Source organism: Bradyrhizobium sp. MOS001, assembly GCF_004634465.1.
Classification (GTDB): Bacteria; Pseudomonadota; Alphaproteobacteria; order Rhizobiales; family Xanthobacteraceae; genus Bradyrhizobium; species Bradyrhizobium barranii.
In genome coordinates this window covers 1-7,631 of the sequence record NZ_SPVJ01000096.1, presented here as the reverse complement: position 1 = coordinate 7,631, position 7,631 = coordinate 1, and the positions used below count along the sequence as shown (strand labels likewise).

Genomic DNA, 7,631 nt, shown 5'->3' with positions numbered 1-7,631 from the left:
GGATCTGTCCGCGCCTTCAACGAAGCGTCCCATCCATATCCCCCATCAGGAAACGGAGGAATCGTAACCGACTCGTGGCTTTTCACACAGCCAGGGTCAAAAGCGGTCTTCGAGGAGCAGTGCTTGGCAGGTCGGCTGACGGGTCAGAAGCCGAAGCAGGCCGTCACCGACGTGGCGCCTGGATATCGAATTCAAAGGTTGCCAATCGGTCGGCGGCGGAGATGGTGCGTTCTGATGGACGCCTGCTGGACACCCGCTGCCATGATGCCATCATGCCCCTGTTTTGCCCGACGGGTCAAATCGATTTCGTAAAATCGAAAAAACCCAATGCCGACAAGGGCGCGGCTACTGTGCATGGGGTTGTTTTCGCGAATTTTGCTTGCCCCCGCTATGTCGGGCCGGGCCCCGATCTCGTCGGGTCCGGAGTGGCCTGAGCGTTCGCCTCAGCTATCCACCTTCAACGCGGCAATGAAGGCTTCCTGCGGGATGTCGACCTTGCCGAACTGCCGCATCTTCTTCTTGCCTTCCTTCTGCTTCTCCAGAAGTTTCCGCTTACGCGTGATGTCGCCGCCGTAGCACTTCGCGGTGACGTCCTTGCGCAGGGCGCGCACCGTCTCGCGCGCGATCACCTTGCCGCCGATCGCCGCCTGGATCGGGATCTGGAACATGTGCGGCGGGATCAGCTCCTTCATCTTCTCGACCATGGCGCGGCCGCGCCCCTCCGCGCGGGTGCGATGCACCAGCATCGACAGCGCGTCGACCGGCTCGTTGTTGACCAGGATCTGCATCTTGACGAGATCGGCCACCTTGTAGTCGGTCAGGTGATAGTCGAACGAGGCGTAGCCTTTCGAGACCGATTTCAGGCGGTCGTAGAAGTCGAACACGACTTCGTTGAGCGGCAGATCGTACTTCACCATGGCGCGGGAGCCGACATAGGTCAGCTCCTTCTGCGCGCCGCGGCGGTCCTGGCACAGCTTCAACACGCTGCCGAGATATTCGTCGGGAGTGAGGATGGTGGCCTCGATCCAGGGCTCCTCGATATCGGCGATCTTGACCACGTCGGGCATGTCGACGGGATTGTGGATCGAGATCTCCTGGCCGTCGGTCAGGTGCATCTTGTAGATCACGCTTGGCGCGGTCGCGATCAAATTGAGGTCGAACTCGCGCGACAGCCGCTCCTGGATAATCTCGAGGTGCAACAGCCCGAGGAAGCCGCAGCGGAAGCCGAAGCCCAGCGCAGCCGAGGTTTCCATCTCGTAGGAGAAGCTCGCGTCGTTAAGGCGCAACTTGCCCATCGCCCCGCGCAGCGTTTCGAAGTCATTGGCGTCGGCCGGGAACAGGCCGCAGAACACCACCGGGATCGCCGGCTTGAAGCCCGGCAGCATTTCGGTGACCGGCTTCCTGTCGTCGGTGATGGTGTCGCCGACGCGGGTGTCGGCGACTTCCTTGATCGCCGCGGTGATGAAGCCGATCTCGCCGGGGCCGAGCTCGTCGACCTGCTCCATCTTCGGGGTGAAGAAGCCGACGCGCTCGACGTCATACGCCGCGCCTGTGCCCATCATGCGGATGCGCTGGCTCTTCTTCATGACGCCGTCGACGACGCGGATCAGCACGACCACGCCGAGATAGACGTCGTACCAGCTGTCGACCAAGAGCGCCTTCAAGGTCGCGTCGCGGTCGCCCTTTGGCGGCGGCAGGCGGGTGACGATGGCTTCCAGCACGTCGGGGACGCCGAGGCCGGTCTTGGCCGAGATCATCACGGCGTCGGAGGCATCGATGCCGATGACGTCCTCGATCTGCTGCTTGATCTTCTCGGGTTCGGCCGCGGGAAGGTCGACCTTGTTCAGGACCGGGACGATCTCGTGGTTGTTGTCGAGCGCCTGGTAGACGTTGGCGAGCGTCTGCGCTTCGACGCCCTGGCTGGCGTCGACCACCAGCAGGGAACCCTCGCAGGCCGCCAGCGACCGCGAGACTTCGTAGGCGAAGTCGACATGGCCGGGCGTGTCCATCAGGTTGAAGATGTAATCCTTGCCGTCCTTGGCGTGGTAGGCAAGGCGGACCGTCTGCGCCTTGATGGTGATGCCGCGCTCGCGCTCGATGTCCATAGAATCGAGCACCTGCTCCTTGCCCGCCATTTCGCGGTCGGTGAGGCCGCCGGTCATCTGGATCAGGCGGTCGGCCAGCGTCGACTTGCCATGGTCGATATGGGCGACGATGGAGAAGTTGCGGATGTTGGAAATGGGGACGGTCGTCATGGGCGCGGGATACCACTCACATCCCCGTGCGGCAACCATATTGCTGTATTTTCAGGGCCTTTCTTCACGCCAAGCTGATTCCACGAGGGCCCAAAACGCGCTACGCAACGGCCCATGTCCAGGCTCATGTCCACGACCTCGATCCCCTCCGCCCGAACACGCGTAAAAGCCCGGGTGAGCCTTAACCGCTTCCGGGCCTGGCTGGTCGCCTGCGCGATCCGGCCCGAAGCGCGGCTCTGGCTGGTGATCCAGCTCGCCATCCTGCATGCGGTGATCTGGACCTTCATCCTGATCAATCTCAAGGCAGCGCAGGACGTTCACATGGACGTCGCAGAAGCCTATGGCTGGGGCCAGGAGTTCCTGTGGGGCTACGGCAAGCACCCGCCGCTGTCGGGCTGGGTCGCCGGCCTCTGGTTCAAGGTGTTCCCGGCTGCGGACTGGGCGACCTATGCGCTGGCGATGGCGACCATCGGCGTCGGCATGGTGATCTGCTGGCTGCTGAGCTTGCGCGTCGTGGACGCGCGGCGCGCGTTCCTGGTCGTGGTGATGGTCGCGCTCTATCCGATCTTCAATTTCAAGGGTTTCAAGTACAACCCCGACCTGCTCCAGCTCGTCACGCTGCCGCTGCTCGTGCTCGCCTATCTCAACGCCTTCGAGAAGCGGACCTGGCAGTCCGGTATCTGGTTCGGGCTCGCCGGCGCGCTGGCGCTGATGACGAAATACTGGGTGCTGACCATGATCGGCGCCATCGGCCTTGCCGCGCTGATTCATCCCGATCGGCTGCGATTCCTGCTGTCGCCGGCGCCGTGGGTGGCGATCGTGACGATGGTGGTGGCGATGATCCCGCACATCGTCTGGCTTGCGGGCGTGCATTTCGTGCCGCTGACCTATGCCGGCGATACCTACAGCCTCGATGACAGCCGCCAGGTCCATCAGCTCGTGGCGGGCTACGCCCTGCATAATTTGGCGCTGCTGGCGTTGCCGGTGGCGCTGGCCGCTCTCGCAATGGCGCTGGTGCCGCATTGGTTCACGCTGCTGCTGCGCGCACCGTTACGCATCGTCACGCGCGCCTGGGGGCGCGGCGCCAATCCCGGCGTCAATGTTGCGCAGGCGTTGAACGTCTGGATCATCCAGATCATCGTCGCGTTCGGCCCGCCGCTCGGCGCGCTGGCCTTCAGCATCTACATGAAGACCGATTGGGGCATCTCGCTGTTCTTCCTGGTGCCCTTGGCACTGGTCGCGATCCCGGCGCTGCGGGTGCAGAGTGCGGCCCTGTTCAACATCGCCGCGATCTGGCTCGTGCTCAGCGTCGCCACGCTCGCCGCCTCGCCCTGGATCGCCGCGCGCGAGATGGCGGCCAATGCCAGCAATACGGCGACCTACGGCGCGCGCTCGGAGCTGGCGCATGAATTGACGCAGGCCTGGCACACGCGTTTCGGCTCGCGCTGGGCGGTCGTCGCCGGCACCATGGAGTCGATCCAGCCGATGGTGTTCTACAGCCCCGATCATCCCGCCGCGCTGATGCCGCTCGAAGCCTGGGATTCCGGGCTGACGTCGCGCGAGGATGCCAAGAAGTATGGCTTCATCGGCGTGTTCGATCCGACCGATGGCCGCCTCCCGGCGTTCGAGAAATGGGTCTCGGAGATCGCGCCGAACGCCGAGCGCATCGTGATGACGACGCGCCGCTTCACCCACGGCAAGGCCGGCCCGGCGATGAGCTGGAATATCTACATCGCGCCGCCGGCGAAGTGATTTCGGCGTTGTCGGTCTCGTAGGGTGGGCAAAGCGACTTGTCCGCCATAGCTCGAAGAGCGACGGCGGAAGTGTGCCCACCACTTCTATGGCGATTGTCGCGAGATGGTGGGCACGGCGCTTCGCGCCTTTGCCCACCCTACGGCACTGAGCGCGTGGCTCAGATCCCTTCCTCGTTGAACTTGCTCTCAACGAGCTCGGTAATCGCCGCAAGCGCAGCCTGGGCATCGTCACCGGCGGCGGCGACCGTGATCGTCGTGCCCGGTCCTGCGGCCAGCATCATCAGGCCCATGATCGAGGTGCCGCCGACGGTCTCGCCGCCGCGCGTCACCCACACCTGCGCGTTGAAGCGCTCGACCGCCTGGACGAATTTCGCCGAGGCGCGGGCGTGCAGGCCGCGCTTGTTGATGATCAGGAGGTCTTTGGAAATGGCTCCCGCCGGCACGCCTGTCCCGGCCTGGTTTCCGAGCGGCGCGTCGTCGCTCATTTGCCGGCGAGCACGCGGCTGGCAATGGTGACGTATTTGCGACCCGCTTCCTGGGCCATCGCGATCGCGTCGGGCAGCGGACGCTCCTCGCGCACCTTGGCAAGCTTCACCAGCATGGGAAGGTTGATGCCCGCGAGCACCTCGACCTTCGGCCGGCTCATGCAGGATATTGCAAGGTTCGACGGCGTGCCGCCGAACATGTCGGTGAGGATCGCGACGCCGTCGCCGGAATCGACGCGGTTGACCGCCTCGATGATGTCGCTTCGGCAGAGATCGGAATCATCTTCGGCACCGATCGTGATCGCTTCGATTTGCTTTTGTGGGCCCATGACATGCTCAAGCGCTGCCTTGAATTCGTCGGCAAGGCGCCCGTGGGTCACAAGTACTAGACCAATCATCGGAAAACTCCTCGCGGGCGCTTTTGGTGCACCGCACGAACGCGCCACTTTGACCATCCAGAGCCCCCGCGCAAGAGGGGATGTTGCGTATCTCCCTGAAACTAGACGGATGGATGAGGGGAGCTGCGCCGGTCTATTCGGTCGCGATAGTGGGGTTCATATGGTTACCATTTCCCTTCAAACAATCGCCTGAAGGGTTAACGGAAGATGAACTCTTGGTAGTGGTCAAGGCCGCAACAACCAAAGGGAGGGGCGAATAGTCGCGCCCGACGGGGATTCGCGGTATTTCGACACCGAAAATGCTTGTTTTCAGCGATTCCGCCGCAGGCAGCCGTTCTGCGTCGGCGGCGTCCAGATCGACCACGAGGCCGACGGTCGCATGCTCCACGAAGTCGCAGCGGCGGATTCCCAGTCCCCGAATCTCGATCAGGCCGGCCAGCAGCGGCGCGGGGCGGACTTCAATTTCGTCGCCGACTGTCGCCAGATGGACACGGTCATCGCCGACCAGAACGGCCCTTTCGACCACGCCGGCGCGTCCCGCCATGATCAAATCGAAGGCAAGGCGCGACTTGCCGGAGCCTGAGGGCCCGCGGATCAGCACCGCCAGAGTCCCGACCTTGACTGCGGAGGCGTGAACGCTGGGGCCACCGTCGCTCATAGCGCCGGCAGCCTCACCACGAAACGCGCGCCGACAACCGTAGGCGCTCCGTCCTCGTCCGCCGGGCCCGGGCGGTTCTCGGCCCAGATGCGTCCGCCATGGGCATCGACGATCTGCTTGGAGATCGACAGGCCGAGGCCGGAGTTCTGGCCAAAGCCCTGGTGCGGACGGTCGGTGTAGAAGCGCTCGAAGATGCGCTCCAGCGCGTCGTCGCGGATGCCGGGACCGTCGTCGTCGACCACGATCTCGATCTCGGAGCGGACGCGGCGGCAGGTGAGGCGCACCTTGCTGCCGGGCTCGGAGAATGACTGCGCGTTGGAGAGCAGGTTGGAGACCACCTGCCCGAGCCGCGAATCGTGCCCGGTCACGGAGAACGCGTCGGTCGCGCCGCGGCCTTCGAAGCGCGTTTCGACCGCGACGTCATGGCCGAGCTTGGTTTCATTGGCGACGGACACGAGCGTCGTCAGCAGGCGGCGCAGGTCGACCCGGACCGCATCCTGGCGCTGCAATTCGGCGTCGAGGCGGCTGGCGTCGGAGATGTCGGAGATGAGGCGATCGAGCCGCTTGACGTCATGCTCGATCACCTCGAGCAGGCGCGCGCGGCTGGTCTCGTTGCGCGCCAGCGGCAGCGTCTCGACCGCTGAGCGCAGCGACGTCAGCGGGTTCTTCAGTTCATGCGCGACATCGGCGGCGAACATCTCGATCGCCTCGATGCGGCTGTAGAGCGCGCTGGTCATGTCGCGCAGCGCGCCGGAAAGGTGACCGATTTCGTCGCGGCGCCGGGTGAAGTCGGGAATCTCGATGCGGGCCTTGATGCGGCGGCGGACGCGCTCGGCGCTGTCGGCGAGCCGGCGCACCGGACCTGCGATCGTGCTGGCGAGCAGCAGCGACAGCATGATCATGACCGCGGCAGCGACGCCGCCGACCTTCAGGATCGCCAGGCGCTCGGCGGTGACCATCTGGTCGATGTCGTCGCCCTGCGTCGACAGCATCAGGGCGCCGTGGATGGCGCGCGAGCGCAGCACGGGGACTGCGACCGAGACGATCACCTCGCCGCGCGAATTGACCCGCACCATCGAACGCTTCTGGCCCTGGAGCGCGTCGCTCACTTCCGAATAGCCATTGCCATTCTCGCGCCCGAGCTCGCGATACAGCGGCAGGTCACCGCGGTTGATCCAGAGGCGCACCGAGGTCAGGCCGCGCTCGATCACGCCGGGCTTCTGCGATGGCGGCGGCAACGGGAAGATCAGCACGTTCTCGAGGTCGCGGCTGTCGAGCAGCACCGTCCCGTTGGGATCGAATATCCGTGCGCGGGTCTTGGTCGGCGAGATCAGCGTGCGCAGCACGGGTGCCACGCGCTCCGGGCTGATCGGAAAGTTCAGCGCCGAATAATCGTCGGATTCGCCGTAGCTGTCGCCGAGCTTCAGATCGAGCAGGCGGTCAGGATCGACCGTGATCGCGTTGGTCTGCACGGTCGCCGACGCTCCGATGGCACCGGCGATGATCTCGGCCTGCACCAGCAGGCTCTGCGCACGCGCGTCGATCAGGCCGGCGCGGAACTGCGAGAGATAGAGAATGCTCGCGACCAGCGCGACGAGGCCGGCGAGGTTGAGCGAGACGATGCGGCGGGTCAGGCTCGAGAAGGAGAGTGCGAAGAAATACTGACCGGCGCGCGTCAGCCAGGACAGCGGCCGCCAACCTTGCGCGGCCGGCTTGTCGTCGGCGACGTGCTCCGGTACGCCGTCGGATGCGATATCCCCGGCATTCTGGTTCTCGTCAGGCTGCGTTCGGTCAAGCAATGCTTACGCCCGCGTTAGGACATCTCGTGCGAAGGGTCCCCGCATCCTAGAGCCATCCCGGTCCCGATGGAACGAGAACCGGCGATGCTCTCAGTCTTTCGTGAAGGCGCGTGAGCCTCAGGCTTCCTTGAAGCGGTAGCCGACGCCGTAGAGCGTCTCGATCATCTCGAACTCGTTGTCGGTCACCTTGAACTTCTTGCGCAGCCGCTTGATGTGGCTGTCGATGGTGCGGTCGTCGACATAGACCTGGTCGTCATAGGCGGCGTCCATCAGCGCGTTGCG

The 7,631-nt window shown here is 64.6% G+C and carries 8 protein-coding genes; 2 read left to right on the top strand and 6 right to left on the bottom strand.

The window, feature by feature from the left end; all coding sequences use genetic code 11:
- Window positions 1-221: 221 nt before the first annotated feature.
- Window positions 222-434 (top strand): hypothetical protein, encoded by a 213-nt coding sequence (locus CT676_RS42410; protein WP_135217216.1) that lies wholly within the window; start codon window positions 222-224, stop codon window positions 432-434.
- Between the two features lie 9 nt (window positions 435-443).
- On the opposite strand, the gene lepA is transcribed toward CT676_RS42410, so the two are convergent.
- The gene (lepA, locus tag CT676_RS42405) at window positions 444-2,255 is read right to left on the bottom strand and encodes a translation elongation factor 4 (protein ID WP_085402644.1); all 1,812 of its coding nucleotides are present in this window, start codon (window positions 2,253-2,255) and stop codon (window positions 444-446) included.
- A 126-nt stretch (window positions 2,256-2,381) separates the two neighbouring features.
- Between lepA and CT676_RS42400 the strand changes: the two genes are divergently transcribed.
- Complete coding sequence (locus CT676_RS42400; protein ID WP_135217217.1) at window positions 2,382-4,007, top strand: glycosyltransferase family 39 protein; 1,626 nt, start codon at window positions 2,382-2,384, stop codon at window positions 4,005-4,007.
- 160 nt (window positions 4,008-4,167) lie between these two features.
- On the opposite strand, the gene CT676_RS42395 is transcribed toward CT676_RS42400, so the two are convergent.
- From CT676_RS42395 to CT676_RS42375, 5 genes are all read right to left on the bottom strand, one after another.
- Window positions 4,168-4,494 (bottom strand): HPr family phosphocarrier protein, encoded by a 327-nt coding sequence (locus tag CT676_RS42395; protein ID WP_063980739.1) that lies wholly within the window; start codon window positions 4,492-4,494, stop codon window positions 4,168-4,170.
- The gene (locus tag CT676_RS42390) at window positions 4,491-4,892 is read right to left on the bottom strand and encodes a PTS sugar transporter subunit IIA (protein WP_007597752.1); all 402 of its coding nucleotides are present in this window, start codon (window positions 4,890-4,892) and stop codon (window positions 4,491-4,493) included. Before CT676_RS42390 ends, CT676_RS42395 begins: the two co-directional genes overlap by 4 nt.
- Window positions 4,893-5,025: 133 nt before the next feature.
- The gene (locus CT676_RS42385; RefSeq protein WP_063980740.1) at window positions 5,026-5,550 is read right to left on the bottom strand and encodes an HPr kinase/phosphatase C-terminal domain-containing protein; all 525 of its coding nucleotides are present in this window, start codon (window positions 5,548-5,550) and stop codon (window positions 5,026-5,028) included.
- Complete coding sequence (locus CT676_RS42380) at window positions 5,547-7,349, bottom strand: sensor histidine kinase (RefSeq protein WP_085402643.1); 1,803 nt, start codon at window positions 7,347-7,349, stop codon at window positions 5,547-5,549. Before CT676_RS42380 ends, CT676_RS42385 begins: the two co-directional genes overlap by 4 nt.
- 117 nt (window positions 7,350-7,466) lie before the next feature.
- Window positions 7,467-7,631, bottom strand: a 165-nt coding sequence (locus tag CT676_RS42375) for a helix-turn-helix domain-containing protein (RefSeq protein ID WP_135217215.1), incomplete at its 5' end; no start/stop codon positions are given.